Annotated in this window: 18 protein-coding genes; 4 read left to right on the forward strand and 14 right to left on the reverse strand. The window is 48.1% G+C overall.

Annotated elements, in window-relative coordinates; translation table 11 throughout:
* Positions 1–170: 170 nt before the first annotated feature.
* The 9 genes from ACH59B_RS19895 to ACH59B_RS19935 all read right to left on the reverse strand — a co-directional run bounded on the left by ACH59B_RS19895 (position 171) and on the right by ACH59B_RS19935 (position 6,518).
* Positions 171–530 (reverse strand): hypothetical protein, encoded by a 360-nt coding sequence (locus tag ACH59B_RS19895; protein ID WP_039269198.1) that lies wholly within the window; start codon positions 528–530, stop codon positions 171–173.
* Positions 478–828 (reverse strand): hypothetical protein, encoded by a 351-nt coding sequence (locus ACH59B_RS19900; RefSeq protein WP_016820070.1) that lies wholly within the window; start codon positions 826–828, stop codon positions 478–480. Before ACH59B_RS19900 ends, ACH59B_RS19895 begins: the two co-directional genes overlap by 53 nt.
* Complete coding sequence (locus tag ACH59B_RS19905; protein ID WP_013372833.1) at positions 828–1,160, reverse strand: hypothetical protein; 333 nt, start codon at positions 1,158–1,160, stop codon at positions 828–830. The genes ACH59B_RS19900 and ACH59B_RS19905 overlap by 1 nt, the downstream gene beginning before the upstream one ends.
* Positions 1,161–1,189: 29 nt before the next feature.
* Positions 1,190–1,477, reverse strand: coding sequence for a hypothetical protein (locus ACH59B_RS19910; protein WP_016820069.1), 288 nt, complete (start codon positions 1,475–1,477; stop codon positions 1,190–1,192).
* A gap of 118 nt (positions 1,478–1,595) precedes the next feature.
* The gene (locus ACH59B_RS19915; protein WP_285692571.1) at positions 1,596–3,059 is read right to left on the reverse strand and encodes a glycosyltransferase family 2 protein; all 1,464 of its coding nucleotides are present in this window, start codon (positions 3,057–3,059) and stop codon (positions 1,596–1,598) included.
* A 72-nt stretch (positions 3,060–3,131) separates the two neighbouring features.
* Complete coding sequence (locus tag ACH59B_RS19920; RefSeq protein WP_016820067.1) at positions 3,132–3,863, reverse strand: sugar phosphate nucleotidyltransferase; 732 nt, start codon at positions 3,861–3,863, stop codon at positions 3,132–3,134.
* Positions 3,860–4,651, reverse strand: coding sequence for a glycosyltransferase family 2 protein (locus ACH59B_RS19925; protein ID WP_044787305.1), 792 nt, complete (start codon positions 4,649–4,651; stop codon positions 3,860–3,862). The genes ACH59B_RS19920 and ACH59B_RS19925 overlap by 4 nt, the downstream gene beginning before the upstream one ends.
* Positions 4,648–5,583, reverse strand: a complete 936-nt coding sequence (locus ACH59B_RS19930; RefSeq protein ID WP_016820065.1) for a glycosyltransferase — start codon at positions 5,581–5,583, stop codon at positions 4,648–4,650. Before ACH59B_RS19930 ends, ACH59B_RS19925 begins: the two co-directional genes overlap by 4 nt.
* Positions 5,580–6,518 carry a glycosyltransferase gene (locus ACH59B_RS19935; protein WP_016820064.1) on the reverse strand — a complete coding sequence of 313 codons (939 nt, stop codon included), beginning with the start codon at positions 6,516–6,518 and terminating at the stop codon, positions 5,580–5,582. The genes ACH59B_RS19930 and ACH59B_RS19935 overlap by 4 nt, the downstream gene beginning before the upstream one ends.
* Before the next feature lie 556 nt (positions 6,519–7,074).
* On the opposite strand from ACH59B_RS19935, the gene ACH59B_RS19940 reads away from it, so the two are divergent.
* Positions 7,075–8,853 (forward strand): M4 family metallopeptidase, encoded by a 1,779-nt coding sequence (locus tag ACH59B_RS19940; RefSeq protein ID WP_016820063.1) that lies wholly within the window; start codon positions 7,075–7,077, stop codon positions 8,851–8,853.
* Between the two features lie 166 nt (positions 8,854–9,019).
* Here ACH59B_RS19940 and ACH59B_RS19945 read toward each other — a convergent pair whose 3' ends face one another.
* Positions 9,020–10,633 carry a hybrid sensor histidine kinase/response regulator transcription factor gene (locus ACH59B_RS19945; protein ID WP_016820062.1) on the reverse strand — a complete coding sequence of 538 codons (1,614 nt, stop codon included), beginning with the start codon at positions 10,631–10,633 and terminating at the stop codon, positions 9,020–9,022.
* A gap of 181 nt (positions 10,634–10,814) precedes the next feature.
* Positions 10,815–11,405, reverse strand: a complete 591-nt coding sequence (locus ACH59B_RS19950) for a sensor domain-containing protein (protein ID WP_016820061.1) — start codon at positions 11,403–11,405, stop codon at positions 10,815–10,817.
* A 281-nt stretch (positions 11,406–11,686) separates the two neighbouring features.
* On the opposite strand from ACH59B_RS19950, the gene ACH59B_RS19955 reads away from it, so the two are divergent.
* Positions 11,687–13,696 carry a serine hydrolase gene (locus ACH59B_RS19955; protein WP_016820060.1) on the forward strand — a complete coding sequence of 670 codons (2,010 nt, stop codon included), beginning with the start codon at positions 11,687–11,689 and terminating at the stop codon, positions 13,694–13,696.
* Positions 13,697–13,836: 140 nt separating this feature from the next.
* Here ACH59B_RS19955 and ACH59B_RS19960 read toward each other — a convergent pair whose 3' ends face one another.
* Together ACH59B_RS19960 and ACH59B_RS19965 are read right to left on the reverse strand one after the other, a co-directional pair.
* Positions 13,837–14,622: a WIAG-tail domain gene (locus tag ACH59B_RS19960; RefSeq protein ID WP_029514348.1), complete on the reverse strand. Its 786-nt coding sequence runs from the start codon at positions 14,620–14,622 to the stop codon at positions 13,837–13,839.
* 114 nt (positions 14,623–14,736) lie between these two features.
* A complete protein-coding gene (locus ACH59B_RS19965; RefSeq protein WP_016820058.1) occupies positions 14,737–15,900 on the reverse strand; it encodes a glycosyltransferase family 4 protein in 1,164 nt (387 codons plus the stop codon).
* Positions 15,901–16,106: 206 nt separating this feature from the next.
* Here ACH59B_RS19965 and ACH59B_RS19970 point away from each other — a divergent pair, with 206 nt between their 5' ends.
* Entirely contained in the window at positions 16,107–17,234 is a 1,128-nt protein-coding gene (locus ACH59B_RS19970; protein WP_016820057.1) for a YheC/YheD family protein, read from the forward strand.
* An 88-nt stretch (positions 17,235–17,322) separates the two neighbouring features.
* Positions 17,323–18,120 carry an archaetidylserine decarboxylase gene (asd, locus tag ACH59B_RS19975; protein WP_016820056.1) on the forward strand — a complete coding sequence of 266 codons (798 nt, stop codon included), beginning with the start codon at positions 17,323–17,325 and terminating at the stop codon, positions 18,118–18,120.
* Positions 18,121–18,260: 140 nt separating this feature from the next.
* Here asd and ACH59B_RS19980 read toward each other — a convergent pair whose 3' ends face one another.
* The gene (locus tag ACH59B_RS19980) at positions 18,261–19,046 is read right to left on the reverse strand and encodes an AraC family transcriptional regulator (RefSeq protein WP_016820055.1); all 786 of its coding nucleotides are present in this window, start codon (positions 19,044–19,046) and stop codon (positions 18,261–18,263) included.
* Positions 19,047–19,102: the final 56 nt, after the last annotated feature.

Below are 19,102 nucleotides of genomic sequence, written 5' to 3' on the forward strand. Positions count from 1 at the left end.
AGGATAAACTTCTGTCACTCCTAAACTATATGCACAGGGGTCAAACGCATCATGGACGACTGCCACTGCCCGGACAAAATTGGCGTTTGCCCGTCCAACTACCGAAACGCAAATAACCCCGAAGCTGCTAGGCTTCGGGGGGGTTAACCGTAATAGATGATTTTCATAGTTTACTGTGCCTTGTAAGCGACCTGGTGGCCATCTTCATAACCTTTGGCAAAGCCTGAATTGAAACCCTCATTGTAAGCAGCATCATATCCCTGCTGGAATGCCTGCGGGTCATGCTCCAATACAACAGGAACGGGCTGTGGGTTCTCCGCAGAAGGAGCTGCGGTTGGATTAGCTTGAGGTTTTTTCCGCCGCCGCAGAAGAGAACGTCTTCTACGTACTGAATGAAGCCCCCTTTTACGGCGTCTAAGAGCAAGCAGACGTCTTCTTCTCCGTTTTAACCTGCGAATGCTAGAACGCCGGGCATCTTTACGTCTTTTGCGCGCTTTGTCTCGAGTAGTGCGTTCCCACCTTGTACTCATTTTCATTCCTCCTTTGCTTTCTCGTCTGGGTTTCATTTTTTTGAACAGGCACATGGAGCCACGGCTTCGTCGGTTTCCCATATACCTGTCTTCTTAAAGGAATACCTGCCAACATTTTCGTGATTTCTCCCTGATAGTTGCTGAGTATACGGATGGTCTCTTCCAGACGGGGAGCCGACATATCCGCATGGGGCGTCAAGTCCGCAAGACTGGTCAGCATCCGGGCAACGGCGTGCTGGCTGGCAGCAATAGACTCCATCATATCCAGCTTAATCTCACGTTCACGCCTCATGCTCATTAGTTCATATCCCCCGAGCCCATGCCTCCCATCATCCCTTCCATTCCGCCACCCTGCTGCTCATCCTGGTCCAGCAATGCTTTGAGATTGCTGCATAGTCCAGTCTGAAGCCGGGTTAATCCCTCCAGCATTTCCACCATCTGCTCGTGAATTTCCAAAGGCCGCCCCAGTTGCTCTTCATCGGTGTCAAATGCGTGAGGCGCCAGATGGTTCAGCGTCCAATTACGCATTTTTTCTGCTTCGACCGCCTTGGCCTCCAGGATCATAGACACATTCCGCTGCATCTTGGAGGCTGCGTCCAACATGTGAATCATTGCTTTTTCCCTACTCATGTGTTCACTCCCTACCCTCGATTGTTACACTACTCCTCTTCCGAGTATGCCGTCTCCTTCACGACACGAACGAGCATTTCAGCCATTGCTTCCTGAAGGTCGGCAATACCGTTCAAATAGGCAACAATGCTTTTGTTTACTTGTCCCGAGCTATCAATAATGCCCGGAATTCCATCAAAACGCGGCTCCTCATCCGGCAGTTCATGTATGATCTGTGCCATGCGCACGACCACCTGCCGTTCCGCATCTAACAGCCTAGACATCTGCTGCTGCGAGTGCGAAATATGGATCAGCAAATCATCTAACTCGTTATGCATAAGCCCCTCCTTTATGTGTTCCGCCGTGCGGAACGCACGAAATACCTACGGGCTTTCCGCTACTACAGCGTATGCCGCAGCGAGTAGTCGGTTCCGCCTAAAAAAGCCTATTCGATCATCATAAATGCCCTCGCAACACCGGTGGAGCAATAATAGGCTGCTTCTCCGTCAATGCCGACAATTCTTCGGAGGACAAAAACTGAATTGGATAGTCCTCAGCCTGCCAGCTCATCACAGCGTAGAGGGAAAGGAACGGTCTTTTCCAGCCGTTGCCGATTTGGTACAGTTGCCCACCTTCAGCATACAGTAACTCAATCCATCGTTTGCGTTGAGCCGGGATATGAAGTGTGGGCAACATGGACATGTTCCCCAGCTCAGGAGCCGCCAGCACGGGCAAGGGTTCCTCAGGCGCCACAGCTACAGGCGGGGCGTCAGCGCTGCCGGAGACTGTCGCCTCCGGCTCACCTACCAAGGGAAGCGCCAACAAATCAAGCTGAGACACTCTAACGAGACGCACATGTTTATCTCCCGCATCACTGGCTCCATGCAGCCGCCGTCTACTTCCCGGCTCTATCCGAAATACTGCACCGGAAGGTCCCTGAACAAGCGCTCCGACGGGATAAAAACTTGCTGCTGATAAGTAGGCTTCCTTACTTGATAATCCTTGGCCGTGCGGCTCTGCTGTTCCAAATTCCGGGTCGTGGAACAGCTTATCCGCGTCCCCCCACTTTTGGACAAAAAAGGATCGGTTCCGGCTCCTTTCCTCCGTTGAACCGATGCTTTCGGCCGTTTGAGGAAAACCATAAACCGTATCCCGATCACTTTCTGCAAAATGGATAAACGCATCTCCGGCAATTGCCATACGTATCCCCAACAAGCGTACACGCAGCAGCCAATCTGCATGGGCTTCCTCAATACTGTGGCATCCTTCGTCCCAATATCCCGTCTTTACCAAAGTGTCTCTGCGCAGTAGTAGACAAAATGCGGCCAGGCTTTCAGTCTCTCGCCATGCATCCGGGTTGGGAATATTATGGGCCGTGGCAAATGGACGTACTTCATTTTCATTCATATCAGGAACCTCAATCTGCTGTTCTCCGAATGGACCATTCGTTACAGGGCCGACAACTCCCATACGCGAATCGCTGTATAAACAGCCCATCAACCGGTCCAGCCAGCCAGGAGTCACCATCGAGTTTGGGTCCAGTACAACAATAGTTGTACCTTTGGCCATCATCAGTCCCTGATTCAGACTGCCGATCATCTGAACATCCTTTGTTAGCAGCGCATAGCGTACAGCGATGCTTTTACGGAGCAAATAGGTAGGTGTCCCGTCCGTCGAGCCGCAGTCCACTACAATAATTTCGTGAGGATGGCTCGTATTCTCCTCAATATGATGAATGCAAGCACGGAGCTGTTGAAGCTGATTGCAGGACACAATGATAATACTTACGCCTTCAAAAATCTTGCCGAACGAAGCCTGCCCCAACTTCCTGCCTTGCTCCTGGCCCCTGTTATATCCTGACCAATAGCCCTTCTTTCCGAGCCGTTTGCTGTGTTTCCTTTGCGTACTCAGGCGTTTCATGCCGTTCACTCCTCCGGGTGGCATTATGCCTATACTATATGCCTGGCCCGGCTGGATGGTGTTTCATTGAAATCAAGGTAGAAGTCCCTTCATTTTCACTCCAGCTTCCTGAAGGGAATCGAAGGTTCCTGCGTCGCTCCAGTAGCGCCGTAAAATATCATATTCCAGCTTGCCTTCAGCAGCATAACAGTTATTAACATCGGTGATCTCAAGCTCACCACGTGCTGAAGGCGTTATTTCCCGGATCTTATCGAATACGGCAGTATCGTACATATAGATACCCGTAACGCAATATTTGGACTGGGGATGCTGCGGCTTCTCTTCAATCCGCGTAATGCTCTCCGGGCGCTCGGGATCAAACACAGGTACCCCGTAACGACGGGCATCTGCCACCTTTTTCAGCAAGACTCTGGCACTCCCCGGTGGCTGTTGTTTGAAGCGTTCGATGACAGGTCCCAAGTCTTCCTTGAACAAATTATCACCTAATAAAACAGTGAACTTCTCCTCTGACTGCATGTAGCTTCTTGCCAAATCGAGTGCTTCCGCAATGCCGCCCGCTTTTTCTTGAATCCGGTATGTCAATTGGACACCATAATTACTGCCGCTGCCTAAAAAATCAGTGTACAGTCCGGCCGATTGTTTACCAATAATAATGAGCATATCGGTAATCCCCGCTTGTCGCAGCCTTTCAATACCATATACGATCATCGGATACTTGCCGACCGGAAGCAGATGCTTGTTGAGTAATGTAGTCAACGGATGAAGGCGCGACCCGGTTCCTCCTGCGAGAATAACCCCTTTCATATCTTCCTTCCTCCTTCGACAGCATGTTCAGTGCATGGGATTCCCGTTTCGATAAACACTCTGGGATCTACGCTCCATTTTTCTATAAATAATCGATAATTCCGCTCGATCAGCTCTTTGAGCCAGGAAGATTCCGAGCGCGAAAAGCTCGCATTTCCCTGGTGATAGACAAAACAGTCATTGCACATTAGCAGCTTGTAGCCATGCACGCGTGCACGCAGACAATAGTCGTCATCCTCATAATGTCCGGGGCTGAACCGTTCATCCAGCAATCCGATCCGTTCCATCAGCTCACGCCGGAATAACAGGCAAAACCCGACCAACCGCTTGACCTCTTGCCATCTGGAGGGATTACTTGCATTATTCTGCTCCGCATACCTCAGACAGCTGGCCATATCTCCTTCTATTCCGTAAATCTGCTGAATACCGCTGACGTAATTCGTCACCGGTCCCACCAATCCCACTGTGCTTTCACTATGCAAAGCAGCCAACATATTCGATAGCCATCCCCGTGTAACCGTCACATCATTGTTTAAAATGACGAATTGGTCACCCGAAGCCAGACGAATTCCTCTGTTACAAGCTGCCGGAAAGCCCCTGTTTTCAGGAAGACGTATGCTAATTAGCCGCTCAGATGCGCAAAAATCATCCGTCCCGTCATTCGAAGCGTTGTCCACAACAATAATTTCATACGGTGCATCTATGGTATGTGTTCGAATCGCCTCGATACACGGTTTTAATAAATGCAGGCCATTATAAGTCGGAATAATGATGCTCGTCAGACTCATCGTGCATTCCTCCCTTTGGCAACGTCTACCCGTGTTGGAACAGGCCCTAACGGAGAATACCCGGCTACCTGAAACACGGCCGTCAGCGCCTCTGCATGATCGCCGATAATTAATTGCTCCATAGCGTTCCCTTTCCCGACATTGAAGGTCCGCTTGCGGTTTGTTTTAATCACATCGACAGCATGTACGGCTGCCACGATCATGCCATGCAGAATCGCCATCGCATGGGCCTTCGGCGGTACCGCAAGCACGGCTGGCCCAAGTTGATCCAGCACACGCCGAGATAATGCATGCGGTACAGCGGTCAATGAGCTTGCTCCAAGATCCGACCTGCGCAGTACGCGGTTCAGAAACCCTTTGCACCGTGTTACGCTGTCCTGCTGGGTATAAGGCGGCAAATGTCTGCCCAGATCATTAAGCGCCACATCCGTTCCCTGATCCACCGCTTGAAGAAAAGGCAGCAAATCAGACGCTGGGATCGGCAAATCTCCGTCCACGAACAGCACAATATCAGCCTGCGTCAGACGTGCGCCTACCGCACGGCCAACATCATGCCCCAGACGACCCGGTACGTCGACGAGAGTCGCGCCAGGATGACGTTTGGCTACGGCGGAGCGCGTACCATCCGTACAGCCGTTTAATACGACCACGATATCCGCAAGCGGAAGTTTTTCCAGCTCACCCAGTACCCGGTCAATCGTAGTCTCCTCATTACAGACGCTGACCACGGCTGCTGCGGTCCCCTGCAATACAATATCACTGGAGGCTTCACGTTCCTCAGTCAGATGGACTTCGGGCATTTCTTTTGCCCGAGGTGAGAGTTTTCTCACCCTGCGGCTATGCATCGAAGCCGTCGTTTCTCGTTTTCGCTGTATACGTCTTAGCCCCCAGCCCGGGTCTTCACGCTTTCTTCTACGATATACTCTAGTCACGTTTTCACCTCGTCTCTGATCCGTTTGCGCTCCAAATCTGTATATCCCGCACGTGCTCCCAGACGTGATGTAAGCCAGGCAATAGCATCCAGGTGATCCTGGACAATTACATCTGCCAGCGGGTCCTTGCCGTTCTGTTTTTTACGTGTTGCGTTCATTTTACCGACAGCTATTCCATGTACAGTCACCACTCGCAACCCGGAGACGATAGACATCACTTGAAATAGCGGAGGTTTCTCCAAGGACTTTAGACCTATTTCCTTTAAAGCCTTTTGACTTATGGCGTGTGGAATACCAGTCATAGAGGCTCCCCCTAAATCAGCACGATTCGACAAGATATTCAATACATGCTTTGCCTCAACTACAGGATGTATGGGCGTGCGATTCACAGGTCCATGGTAATCATTCAGCACCACATCCGCTCCTGCACTTACGGCCTGTATAAATGGCCGAAGTCTGACGCAGGGAATGACGATATCACCATCCAGAAAAAGCAGGATCTGTCCGGATGCCGCTTCCGCTCCAATACGACGGCCAACATCATGTCCGAGCGGTTCCGGGAAGGAAAGTACACGAGCCCCCGCCGCCGCAGCCACCTTCGCCGTTCTATCGTGTGATCCGTTCTCAACGACGATAACCTCTGTATGTGGATGGACATGGCGCGCTTCGCGAATCACAGCTCCGATTGTTCTTTGCTCATTCATGGCCGGAATAATGACAGATACGATAATCTTTCCCGCTGATGATGGTTCAGATGGCCGCGCTTCGCCGATTTGTGCCCCTCTCTCCGTTTCGAGTACATCGCTCTTGTCAGAGACTATCGGCTTCTTATCCATGTTCGGCATTCGGTACGGCAGCCACATCTTAGAATGATAATAAGCCCTTGAATGCCGCCTCCGATTAATCTTGAATCCAGCTCTTCCACGCTTTTTCATGCTCCCGTCTCACCTCCCTTGCTGCTGTATAGATGAACAGCATGATTAGGACAGTTCAACATAACCTATGCGGTCCAAAAGCCGTGTGTAACGGCAAGCGTGGAGTCTTTTCGACACAGCAATTTTCGACTTTATTTTACAAAACTTATTATTCCTATTAAATAAATGAGTTTTTAGGGTCTAAAGAATCATTTTGGATAAATTTGTTACATAGATCTTCTCGTCCGTCATTCTCTGTGCTAATATCAGAGCCAGATGATGGGAGTTCGAAAAATCAACTTTTGTTTTTTTTGCATAAGGCAACTTTTTTCCATTATCCGCTTTTATTCCACTATCTTTTTATACGACAGGAAGGGAGGAGTTTGTTACCTTTTTAGGCTACTTGCTTCAAATGCAGTACCCTCTTTTCACGCACGCTTCATGAAAAACACTTCGGTATTTCACTTCATGTTCCATTCTTCTATTCCAGACGACAACACGACCTACATAAATGGCGTAATGCCTTATTCAAAGCAGGATAATTCGTCCTGACATTAATCGAGGAGAGTGAATTTTTATGAAAAAAGTATGGTTTTCGCTTCTTGGAGGAGCTATGTTATTAGGGTCTGTGGCGTCTGGTGCATCTGCGGAGAGTTCCGTTTCGGGACCAGCACAGCTTACACCGACCTTCCACGCCGAGCAATGGAAAGCTCCTTCCTCGGTATCAGGGGACGACATTGTATGGAGCTATTTGAATCGACAAAAGAAATCGTTACTGGGTGTGGATAGCTCCAGTGTACGTGAACAATTCCGAATCGTTGATCGCACAAGCGACAAGTCCGGTGTGAGCCATTATCGACTGAAGCAGTATGTAAACGGGATTCCCGTATATGGAGCTGAGCAAACTATTCATGTGGGCAAATCTGGTGAGGTCACCTCTTACTTAGGAGCGGTGATTAATGAGGATCAGCAGGAAGAAGCTACGCAAGGTACAACTCCAAAAATCAGCGCTTCTGAAGCGGTTTACACCGCATATAAAGAAGCAGCTGCACGTATTGAAGCCCTCCCTACCTCCGACGATACTATTTCTAAAGACGCTGAGGAGCCAAGCAGTGTAAGTAAAGATACTTACGCCGAAGCAGCTAACAACGACAAAACGCTTTCTGTTGATAAGGACGAGCTGAGTCTTGATAAGGCATCTGTCCTGAAAGATAGCAAAATTGAAGCAGTGGAGGCCGAAAAAAGTTCCATTGCCAAAATCGCTAATCTACAGCCTGAAGTAGATCCTAAAGCAGAACTCTACTACTACCCTAAAGGGGATGACCTGCTGCTAGTTTATGTGACAGAAGTTAATGTTTTAGAACCTGCCCCACTGCGTACCCGCTACATTATTGATGCCAATGACGGCAGCATCGTATTCCAGTATGACATCATTAATGAAGCGACAGGCACAGGTAAAGGTGTGCTTGGTGATTCCAAATCGTTCACTACTACCGCTTCCGGCAGTAGCTACCAGTTAAAAGATACCACACGCGGTAACGGTATCGTGACTTACACGGCCTCCAACCGCCAAAGCATCCCAGGCACCCTTTTGACAGATGCTGATAATGTATGGAATGATCCAGCCGGTGTGGATGCCCATGCGTATGCTGCCAAAACCTATGATTACTATAAATCCAAATTTGGACGCAACAGCATTGACGGACGTGGTCTGCAACTCCGTTCGACAGTCCATTACGGCAGCCGCTACAACAACGCTTTCTGGAACGGCTCCCAAATGACTTATGGAGATGGAGACGGTAGCACATTTATCGCCTTCAGCGGGGACCCCGATGTAGTAGGACATGAACTTACACATGGTGTCACAGAGTATACTTCGAATTTGGAATATTACGGAGAGTCCGGCGCATTGAATGAGGCTTTCTCGGACGTTATCGGTAATGACATTCAACGCAAAAACTGGCTTGTAGGCGATGATATTTATACGCCAAACATTGCGGGCGATGCCCTTCGCTCAATGTCCAATCCTACTCTGTACGATCAACCAGATCACTATTCTAACCTGTATAAAGGCAGCTCCGATAACGGCGGCGTTCATACAAACAGCGGTATTATCAATAAAGCCTACTACTTGTTGGCACAAGGCGGTACTTTCCATGGCGTTACTGTAAATGGAATTGGCCGCGATGCTGCGGTGCAAATTTATTATAGTGCCTTTACGAACTACCTGACTTCTTCTTCCGATTTCTCCAACGCACGTGCTGCTGTGATCCAAGCCGCAAAAGATCTGTACGGGGCGAACTCAGCAGAAGCAACTGCAGCTGCCAAGTCTTTTGACGCTGTAGGCGTAAACTAAATCACATACACGATCCTCCTCATTTTCTCGTCCATAGACCTTTGCCATTGTGCAACTGTCACTTGGCTCTGCCCATACCATGGACGAAAAATAGGGGTGCAGTGTACAAGTCTGCACCCCTTCCCCCCTTATTTATGGCGCCCCCTCAAAGGGGCGTCCTTTTCTCTTATAAAAGTAATCCTGTATCTCTTGCTTTTTGCACAGCTTCTTCTCGATTGTTGACTCCCAGCTTGTCATAGAGAGTGGAGGCGTAATTTCTTACTGTCCCGTTGGATAGGTAAAGTTTCTCAGAAATTGTTTTATAACGGTTTCCTTGAGATAAAAGATTCAAAACCTCTAGTTCACGTTTCGTTAAGCCATACTCTTCTCCATCTGACCTCGGTCCGACTGACTCTTCATCATCATTTCCGTCCCACATTCTATGGAACAAATCTTGGTTAATTACCGTGCCTCCCCGATAGACGAGGCGAATCGTTTCAGCCAGTTCACGCGATTCTATGGATTTCAGCAAATAGCCGTCAGCGCCGCTTCGCATGATTTCCTTCGCCCTCTCTGTATCCTGAAACGTTGACAGGATGAGGACGCGAATGTCAGGCCATGTCTCCTTGATTATTTGGGTTGCTCGAATCCCATCCTGATTGGGCATCTCCAAATCCATTAATATTAAATCCGGATTCAGGCTTCTGCACAATTCCACAGCCTGTTCCCCATCTTCGGCCACCCCCACCACCTCTAGGTCCTCCTGTCCGTCCAAGATGGTATGGAGACTGTCTCGGATAAACGAATGATCATCGACGATACACAAGCGGATTCGTTCATCGGACAATTGTACCAGTCTGGGTAACACACATGAAATGAACGTCCCTTCGCCTTTTTCGGAGTATACAGTGACTCTTCCTTGTAACTGTGTCGCACGTTCTTTCATTGCAGTTAATCCGAAGCCATCCTTCCACTCCTCCACTCCGCCGCCATTATCCTGCACATCCAATCTCGTCTGTTGCGGTTCAAAATGCAGTGACACAATGATTTCAGTGGATTGTCCATGGCGCACGGCATTAGTCAGCGATTCCTGCAAGCTCCGATAGAACGTCATTTTCGCTTGTTTGGAGACTATGTACTCTTCCCCTATTATTCGAGTGCGTACATTTACTTGTGCATGTTTCTGGAACTCCTCTGCTAATTGTTGCAAAGTAACAGTCAAGGGAAGTGACTCTTGTGGTGAATCTATTTGATGCAAATAGGCTCTCACTTCCTCCATACTGTTACGGGCCAATTGCAATAATGAGTCGATTTTTTGCTCTCCATCTTTTGTCGCTAATTCCGTACGCAATATTTCCAACCCCATAATGATCGAGGTATAGGAATGCCCCATCGTATCATGCAAATCTTTGGAAAGTCTATCGCGCTCCTCCAACAAAGTAATCTGCTCAATCTGAGATAGGTACTGTTCCAGCACAAGCTTCTGATTGCGAATAACTTCATTTTGGCGGTAATTAGAAACTAGTAAGTGAAAGGAAAATCCCATCGCAAAAGTCAGACCGATTTGTGGGATAATCGCCCATAGATCTGTTCCTGGGGAAAACATTGCAATGAGCAACGGAAATAAAACAATTGTGATAGAACCCGACCAACGGAATGATTTATGAGCACTATTTGCCGCGATCATGAAAGTTGGCATTAAAAATGCAAGATACGCCCCCGGAAATAATAAGGTTAAGTAGAAGCACACTCCGCCAAACAAAACCATCTCAGTAAGCAGATAGTAGCGATAACTGAACATTAAACAAATCCAAGGTACTGAAAATGAGACAACTTCCCAAAGAATGATGATCCAAAGGGGCACAGTTAAATGGTCTTGGTGTTGGATCGTAGTTATCATCAATGAGAACCAGATGACAAAACGTATACAAAGCAATAACCAGTCATACCAGAGCCATTGTTTCCAGGCTGTAAACAAATTATCACTCCTTAATAGCTTTGAACATAGAGCGCGTGTACATTCCAACGATTTGAACTAGGCTCTTTCCAATGCGGGTATTGATCCAGACGAGAATACACCCAGCGATCATGACACTTATAGCCTTTTCCCATGAATCCACAGCGAATCCCAATAAGTATAGCTCAAGATGTTGAAAAAGTATCGGTGTAACGATAAATACGAGCGGAGCTATGTACAATATAACGGCACATATGAGGCTAATCACACCAATAAAAAATTTCTGCATAAGCCAAAAAACGGCCCTCCAATTGCTACTACTAAGAATTGCTTCTCTCGCTTTCATCCACTTATCCCTTCCACTGTTTGTCCTTGTCAGGATTGGCTCTATTGATATGTCCGTATAAACCTTCGTCTGAATGCGTTCATATTGGACAAACGTGTGAGTTGTTCGCAACACACGCGCCAACAAGGGAATACCCACGAAGATAACCGTCATCGCTAACGCAAATGTAATGCTGGCCAAATAGAAGCAAAAATAAAACAGTCCAGATCCGAAGGTAAACAACAAAAAGTAGAAATCTTGCAACCTTTTTCGAGCTGATTCTTTCGTCATTTGATTCTCTCCTACTCTTTATTTTATTTGCTAATACGTTATGATTGCCCTTCGAATCCTAACTTGTTGTCTGTCACATACGGTAGTGTCAAAGTGTCATGATTTGTAGGTCATGACTATAAAACACGCCGTACTACGCTCTATTTTTGATGTCATGCATTAGAAGACGAAAGGTCACTAGCTACTATGACTTGCCGCTTGCTACACTCGGTTCATACACGGGTGAGTCGACAACTCGGTGTGCTGACAAGAACATCGCAATAAAAAAGGAGAGTTCGAAAATGAAAAAAGCAATAAATAAAGCAAGCCTTGCACTGCTACTCATTTCTACCAGCATGATCTCTGCTTGTTCCCAACAATCACTAGAAGTTGGAGAATTAAAACCATCGACATCTACGGCCAATATTCAAATGACGAAAGCTCCCAATAATGCAAAAGAAGTAGAATCTTTTGCTGATCCGTTATTCGCGGAAAAAATGAAGAAGTACAATGTGAACGGTTCAAGTTTTGTCGTGGTCCATGATGGAAAAGTCGTCGTCAATAAAGGGTACGGTTATGCAGATAAAGAGAAGAAGATTCCAGTCAATAAGGACACGGTCTTCCAAATCGCTTCAGTCTCGAAAACTTTTACCGCCTTGGCCGTGATGCAACAAGTCGATAAAGGAAAGCTTAAACTAGATCAAGATGTACAACGGTATCTCGGTGGATTAAAAATACCCAATAAAACAGGAAAAGCCCTCACCTTGTTTGATATGTTGACCTATACCAGCGGCGTAGATTATCCCGATATCACCACGATAACCGGACCCGAATACGTTAATCGAAATATATCTATGAAGGAGTTTATTCCTAAACATATGCCGACAGTGGTACGATCGCCCGGTGAAGCTTATACGTATGACAACTTCTCATTTTTACTCGCAGGATATGCAGTAGAGAATGTTACGGGCATACCTTTCTCACGATATATGGAAAAGAATATTTTTAAACCCTTAGGCATGAAGTCTACCAGTGTGCGCTTTACGCCTGACCTTCTCAAGAGAATGGCTACACATTACAGTCCCACTGGTGATCCTCATCCAACATATGGGCACGCTCCAACTGATGGACCACAAGGAAGCATTTTGTCTACTGGAGAAGACATGTCAAAGTACATGATTATGCAGCTACAGAATGGAAAGTTTGGAGGTAAACAAATCGTAAGTAAAAAAAGCATAGATATGATGCATGCCTACCAAGTTTTCGCAGATAAGACGATTCCTATTGCGACAGTTGGATTTGAGACATATTTCAACGACTTTGCCAACGGTCAACATGTAGTTTTAAAAGGCGGAAACATGCCGGGACATTCTTCATTGATGGTTTTGGTGCCTGAACAAAAAACCGCATTTTTCATGTCCTACAATAATGATTCCATGATGAGTCTAGATGTGTACGATGCGTTCATGGATCATTACTTCCCTCGAACTATCACTGTGAAGAAACCAACGTACCACCAGTTAGCGGAAAAAGAAGCGCAAAAATACGTCGGTATGTATCAAAATACACGTGTATTCGCGATTCGTACTCACTTTTCCTATGAGAATGGGGCGTTGGTCATGGAAGATGAAACTGCGGGAAAGCAAGTACTCAAAATGATTCACCCATTGTTGTTTGAAGATGCAGAAGGAAACAAGCTCGCTTTCCAGAAAAACAAAGCTGGAGAAATCGCGTATTTTTATTACACCAGTCCTAAAGGTCTAGGCGTTGTAGCTCAATCTCAGAAAATCAATCTCAAACCGCCTTTTGCAGATGTCCCGCAAAAGAGTAACTATAGAAGCCATATAGACAATCTTCATGCTTTAAACATCATGAATGCTAAAACAGGTAATCTATTTAACCCGAAGGGCACGATGACACAAGGGGAATTTGCTGACGCCTTGTTGCTCGCACATGGAGGTTATATTTTCCCAGACGAAATCGAAAAAATCAAGAAGCAACTCAAAGTAGGCATACCAAAATATGATCGCGCAACTCCGATTACCAGACAAGTCGCAGCAACCATGATTCAAAACTTGAAGCAGATTCAACCTGACCAAGCCACTCAGGTGAAATTGCTCGACGCTGCAGATGCCTGGGCGGTCCAGTCCATTCAAGCCCTTGCCTCACAGGGAATCGTAGATCCGGATACCATCATCAATACTGATGGCTCCTTTACCTTCCGTCCAAAGAATTTATTGCTGCGTCAAGAAGCGAGCGCCTTGCTTGATTTGGCTTTTGGCTATCATGCTTTGCCTATTAAACAGAAGTAAAAAATGCCTTCACCAATTATCTGACGTCCCTTCTAACTTCTCCACGCGTTGCCGCCTCCACCCTTATGTATAAGGCGTCCCATTATGGGACGCCTTTTTTCATTATGAAGTTGATTTGCAACTTACATTCTGGCCTTTTACTAGTGTCCCATTGCAATCCAATGAACCCATCCCTCACATGTCGAACCCGATTGTCTGCGTTCCACTGTAAGCACTGCCGAATACCTCTGTCGCTGGGTAACAGATACGGTTATTCCTGGTAAGCTCGCATTGGCGGTGATTGCATATTGCGTATCTATAAAAGGCTTCTCAAACACAACGTTCACTTTGCTTGTAACTTCTTGTGCAGGAAGATAAAAAGAAGTGCTACCAAATTGAGGTGAAGTCACTTCACTGTCAGTAGTCCCGTCATCGGTCACTGAGCCATCATGAATGGCATTCCGACCTAATTCTTTTTCAGTCTGAGAAGCTAGATGGTTTTCTTGCTCTAGCAAGCGCATTCGCTGCTTTGGACGCTGTCTCCCTTCCGCAATGTGAATACTGGTTATGGAACAATCCAATAACGAATCTTGCTCGGTCTGACCTTCCGTCTTCATAGATGCAATGTCGTGTTCCGTTCCGCATTCGGTATCTGAGTCAGGCACAGACAACAGCAGCACAGATGCTCGATTCATCTGCATCGCTTCCTCTAGCGTTTTGGGAAGCTTATGCTTTTTCCATGCCGCTTCCTCTACAGCTTGAAGCGAGGTATTCTTCTCTACGGGGACAGGTATACTTGCCGTTCCACGCTGAGTGGGTCTGTGACTGCCAGCGCCAGCAGGCGAAACCGTTTTCTCCTTGTTTACACGGGGAGAGGGGACAGTATTGGAATGGTTACGCCGTGCTATTTTTTTATCCTTAGGGTTATGGTTCGTGCGATGGTTCATGATGACCGCTCCTTTGACACAGGAGTGAAACAGCGGTCGCTCCGCTTCATTCACCCAGGTGGGAATCATGGCCTAATGCCTATGCGATAGCCTATGCACGTAACCACGACCACGTCACTCAATTGCACAGTCTGTTACAATTTGAGCCCAGCGTTCTGCAGAGTGCTGCCATAAAAATTGGCTCCGCACCTCCCCCAGCCCGGCTTCTCCCATCCGTTGCCGTAAGTCAGGCTGCTGGAGCAACCTGATGATGGCGTCGGCCATTTCCTGCTCGCCGTGTGACGGATAAACCAACCAGCCTGTCTTGCCGTGTTGTATAACCTCCGGAATACCACCGATTCGTGAGGCTACCACAGGCACGCCTGCCGCCATGGCTTCCAGATTGACCAGCCCGAAGGCTTCAGCTTCTACTGAAGGAACAACCGCCACATCGGCTAACTGATATAACGAGGCCAATGCCGGATGCGGCACATAACCCAGGAAGTGCACATGCCTCGCCAACCTTAGTTTACGTATCTGCCGATGCAATGCTGCGGTGTATGGCGTGAGGCGGTCGTGACCGTAATAGGCACTCCCTGCTATAAGCAGCAGCACGTCCGGACAGGTATGGACGATACGCCGCAAGGCCTTTAGCAACCGATGAACTCCCTTCCCCGGCACCAGTCTGCCTGCATATAACACGATTCGGCGGCCTGACCAGCCGAAATCTTCCAATCGAGCCGACCTGATCGCTTCTGCTGCAGGAGTCCACCGTGGTAGGAAATCGCCAGGATGAATACCCAGCTTGTTGATGACGATGCGCTCTCTGACCGCATCGGGACTGTCAGAAGCCACAACAGCCCCTAAATACGCACTGTTCACAATAATACGATCCAGCGGCAACAGCAGCCTACCCATGTCCTTCCGTTTGAGGTGAGGCTCCCGGATGAACGTGGTGGAATGCAAAGTCAGCACAATTTTGCTATTGGGCAAAGCCTCGCGAATGGCATAAGCAACTGCGGGGCGGTTGTGTACATCTATAACCGCAGGTAACCATCTTTTCAAATCAGCGATTACCTCGGGAATATATCCTGCTCCCCGCGTATAGCGCATACAAGGAATTCCGTCAACATCGCCGTGATCCGGTGTTTCTGCCCCTCTTATGCCATAGATCTGTGCCTGAAGCTTATGGCTAGCCAGTGGTACCATACGAGCAATTACCCTCTCCACTGAACTGCTGCGGGACGAAGGTATAACAAAAGAGCCCGGTGTAATGACTGCTACCTTCAGCCTCTGCATCACCTCACCTACTTTCCTTACCTTATTCCTTCACCCTTCAACACTCATCTTGTATCATATCGTCTCTTGCTCTGAAAGGTGCTTGGTTTATGACTTTGGGCATATCGCAAGGCTAGCGTCCATGCCTGGCCGATCTTTGATACATATGATGGACTAGAATCACAATATGGTCAGTTGGATTGACGATAAGGAGGGCGGACATACTCATGTTGCATGTCGGCGTCATGCTCAACCCGGCAACTTACCGGGGCATTCCCGTCATGAGGACGCGATATGAATCTATCGCCAATTACGAGGAGGCCGGGTTAAGCTACGAGCTAATCCCCTGCTTTCTTCGTCTGGAAGATATTCATATATCGACCGGAACATGCCGGGCTTTTGTTAAAAACGGCAACGAGTATCGGCAGATGACTCTTCCGTTGCCGCCAGTCATCCACAATCGCACTCTCTATCGGCAAAATGAAAATGCCCGCGATATCAACAGGCTGGTACACAAGGGATTCTATATTTTTAATGAACAAAACCGTTTCGGCAAAGACCATATACATGCAATTCTACAGGAAGACCCTCTGCTACATTCCCACCTGCCCAAAACATTGCAAGGCGATCCTTCTTCCATCCGCACCTTGATGGAGCAAACCGGGGATGTTGTAATTAAGCCCAGTAGCGGCAGCGTGGGTAGAGGAATTATGCGGCTGAGGCATTCCAGCGGAAGCTGGACATTGCAATGTGCTCATCCAACGATACCTGGGCGTTGGTCCACACTACGGTTGAATGTCGGAGAACTCCCTTTATTTCTGCATAAGCGACTGATGCGTGTACCTCATATCATTCAGGAAACCATTCCGCTTGCTTTATGCGATAATCGTCCATTTGATATCCGTGTGACCGTTCAGCGCGGATATGGCGGAATCTGGGGCGTGACAGGCATGTTTGCCAAAATTGCTCCATCCCACACTTTCGTCTCGAATGTAGCCCAGGGCGGTACGGCCCGTTCCCTACCAGAGGTGTTATCACGAACAGAGACGGTGCAGACCTCAAACATAGCCCGGCTGATGAATGAGCTAGAGAGACTCTCATTGCAAATCGTCCACCGATTGGCACAACACCTACCCCGTCTCGCCGATGTCGGACTGGATCTGGGAATTACCCATGAAGGCAAGATTATTTTTATCGAATGCAACGGTCGTGATCAGCGCTATGGCTTTAGCCAGGCAGGCATGAGTAATGTCTGGAAAGAAACATATGCTCAGCCGATGGCTTACGCTCGTTGGCTTCTCGAACAAATGTCTTCGTCAGGCACCGAACGTTCACCAGGCCGTCCCCTGTATTGATTTACGTCACATTCTGTGTCAATATAGTTCAGAGCGGCCGGACAGGTTCCGGCCAAGACGGCTCGGAAATGAACAAGGGGGATCTGTAATGGCAAAACAGTGGCTGCGGCTTATGACGGAGCTATCATCGCGCAAGTGGGTGTGCCGGATTGTGGGCTCCTTCGCGCAAAGCGGTGCAAGCCGACTTTTTATCCCCACCTTTATACGTACGTACCAGATCCAGACGCATGAGGCGGAACAGGATTGGAAAGAATACCGCTCCCTGAACGCCTATTTTACACGCAAATTAAAAGCGGGCATGCGCCCGATTGATACGAACGCCGAGGTGATGACCAGTCCGGTGGATGCACGGATTACTTTTACCGGCCCAATTACGTCTGGCACTCTTTTAAACGTCAAGGGGCAAGACTATACGCTGGAAGAGCTTCTTAACCGCTCTCCACGTCTTGAGAAGTACACACACGGCTATGCTTTTGTGCTCTATCTCAGCCCGACGGATTATCATCGTATTCATGCACCGGTATCCGGTACACTGGTAGAAAAGGAGCATCTGCGCGGCAAAGTATACCCAGTGAATGACTTCGGCTTGCAGCATATGAGAGGAGTTCTTAGCCGCAATGAGCGACAGATTACGTACATGGCCCACGAATATGGTGAGGTGGCGGTCGTCAAGGTTGGCGCAATGAATGTGAGCAGCATCAAATATACCGATGAACAAGCGACTTCCTGGACAAAAGGTGACGATCTCGCCTATTTCGAATTTGGCTCAACCGTCGTTTTGCTGACTGAAAACGGCACATTTGAGCCAGACCCCGCATTGAAGCTGGGGGACGTGGTGAAAATGGGACAACGTCTTGGTAGCTTTCGACACGATCCTAAAGCATAAATAAAGGATTGTAACAAAAAAATAGCTGCACATTTGAGCATGGGGATCGAATGATTCAAATGGCTCATACGAAAAAGGACCCAGCGTAACTGCTTCGGTCCTTTTTGATTTATCCTTTATATTCGTCATGCGCTAATAGCTTATCGAATCTCAGACGGACTTTTTCCTGTATACTGCTTGAATTGGCGGCTGAAAAAAAAGATGTCGCGGTACCCCAAAGCCTCCGCCACCTCAGTTACATTCATTCCGGCATGTAGCAACAGATGCTGCGCGCGCTCAATCCGCATGCTGATTATATGGGATTGCACGGAAACACCTAGCAGCTCCTTGAATTTTATCGAAAAATAACGCGGTGACAGCCCTGCACGTGCTGCCAAATCCTCGACTCGATGAGGAAGTCCCGGATGCTGGCGCACGTAGTTGGCCGTTTCTCGAATGACCTCGGTGAGCTGGTTACTGGCCTGTTGCTCCTGCGGTTCCTTCCGATCTGCACGCAGCAGATGAATCATCAGTTGCTTCAGGATCAGCCGGCCCTCCTCATCAGCCCCATAGGCACGCTCCAGACGCAGACGGACATATCTGGCAAGCATATGCTCCACCTCGAACGTTTCTTCCAGCATGCGGTAGCTGGCTGGAATTTGCTTGGGTTGTTCGGTGAGATCAAAATGAATATAAGTAAGTATGAGCGGCTTTTGCGGATTATGTGTGGCACGGGTATCGTCTCCCGGCTTGAACAAAAAACAACTGCCCTTGCTCACCGGATAGGCTTCCCCATTTAATACAACCGTTCCTTCTCCACTCCATACATAAAATAAATCATAGTTTGGCATCGGCTTCTCGCGTACCTGCCATTTCCAGCCCGGCTCGCACACAATTTTGGCAAAGGCCGGCAGCAGGATAAACGATGACGCAGATGTATCCAGCAAAATCTGTACCTCCTTTGGTTCATCTCTGGTTGTCCTGTTATCCCGTTATTTTATAA

This window comes from Paenibacillus sp. DP01 (genome assembly GCF_044784315.1).
GTDB classification, from domain to species: domain Bacteria; phylum Bacillota; class Bacilli; order Paenibacillales; family Paenibacillaceae; genus Paenibacillus; species Paenibacillus polymyxa.